This window comes from Thalassospira sp. CH_XMU1420-2, from assembly GCF_037029325.1.
Lineage (GTDB): Bacteria > Pseudomonadota > Alphaproteobacteria > Rhodospirillales > Thalassospiraceae > Thalassospira > Thalassospira povalilytica.
Map to the genome: position 1 here is coordinate 1 of NZ_JAYMEG010000044.1, position 1657 is coordinate 1657.

Annotated in this window: 2 protein-coding genes; both read right to left on the minus strand. The window is 50.4% G+C overall.

From position 1 onward, the window contains the following. On the minus strand, positions 1–470 hold a 470-nt coding region (locus WA429_RS21120; RefSeq protein WP_336107898.1), incomplete at its 3' end, for a HEPN domain-containing protein. Continuing rightward, positions 467–1603 carry a type IIL restriction-modification enzyme MmeI gene (locus WA429_RS21125; protein ID WP_336107899.1) on the minus strand — a complete coding sequence of 379 codons (1137 nt, stop codon included), beginning with the start codon at positions 1601–1603 and terminating at the stop codon, positions 467–469. The genes WA429_RS21125 and WA429_RS21120, both read right to left, overlap by 4 nt. Between the last annotated feature and the right edge of the window lie 54 nt (positions 1604–1657).

Here is a 1657-nt window from a genome sequence, read left to right on the forward strand (position 1 = left end):
GCCTCCCAGTCAGGCAACAGGGTTCCAATCTCAAAGCCCTTAAGGCTTCCTCCTGGATAACGGAGCCCCGTGGATTTCTTGTCCATCTCACAGATTTCCTCAATCCATTGCAGGCTCCAAGCGGGGAGCGTTTCCACCATCGAGGCCAACTTGGACAAATTGTGATCGCGTTTGAACGTCACGCCCCGTTTGATGAGAATACCTTTCAGCGCAAGCTCAATCGCATGTCGGAACAGATAGAGCACTGCATAGCCGACAACATAATCCTCCACCTCATTTCTCTGGATCATGCCGCAAATTGCTTTTGACGCCTCGTAATAGCCTTGGCTGAACTGCAAAAAATCAGACACATCTTGGGTTGATGAAGGCCAGCAGATTGAGATTGATTTCGGGTATGACCACCCGTCCTCTCTTCCGAAACGATCATCAATTTCTTCAAACAAGGCGGGAATAGATGATGTCTGCGTCATGCTCTCTTCGCCTCCTTCGTTGTCATTTTTGTGTAGAGCTCGAACAGCTTTTCAAGCCGTTCGGTGTCATTGCGGAATCGCCTGCCGATGTAGATGCGTTCCAGCACCTCGTCGTTGCGCTCATGCGCAACGCGAAGGTCGTCGGGCATTTTTTCCGGGTCATAAAGGTCGGCAATGGTGGCAGGGAAATGAGCCTCACGCGCCAGTAGAATATCCTCGGCGCAGCGGGTCAGGTCTGCCTTGTTTTTCTCGGTTAGGGTCGGGACAGGGAAGGTGTTCCAGCCCATCGTGTTTGAATAGCGAAAATCTGTTTTGAGCTTGCCACAGACAGTAGCAATCCACATCAAGTGCAAACGTGACGCCACCAAGGCCATATTCCAAAGGGGCGCATTATAGATAGCAAAGGCACTATCCGAGACAATAGACCTTGGCGGCAGAAACCCACAGGGAAGGTATTGTCTGTTTTCCGATGATACGCGAGGTATCAGCAATACCGTTTCGTCACCGTTTTGACGTTTCTCATCAAAGCGATAAGCGAACTCAGCACCAGCCCGCGTAGCAGCTTTAGTGCTGCTCAATCTCATTGAACGAACGCCGTCAATTCGCGACTGAATGGACGGAATCGCTTTGGCACAATCTGCGTCATCATCACTGATCCACAGACAAAAACGACTCTGCCCCCGAATATACTCCGCAGAGCCATAAAACGGGCGCACAAACCGTTCCATCTGGTCATCTGAAAGCCCCAAGCTATCTAGGTCCATAGGGGACAAAAGAAGATTGCCGCCGTCTGTAGCGCCATTCCCCCTATCCATTGAGTGAATATCGCTCAAAGGTTTTGACTGCTTCTGAACCGACACATCAGATGCAGCAGCAAGATAAGCATTGATGTTGTCAGTTTCCTTGAGAACTATTTCCCCATCACCATCCAAGGAATAGAGTTTTCGACTTGTTGCAGAACGGTTCGAAATACCAACGATCGCAACCGTCACTCCAGCATTGTGACTTGCCAGATTCGCCCATTTGAAGCTGGTATGAGCAAAGGCAATTTCCTGTCCTGTAGCAAAAATCAGCGGCCAAAGGATCGGCACCTGCTGACCCTGGCAGATATTTCGATCCTGCTGCCGGAATATGACCGAGAGGAAGAAGGCGAGGAACGTGTTTCGCGTGGCCTTGTTTCAAATGCC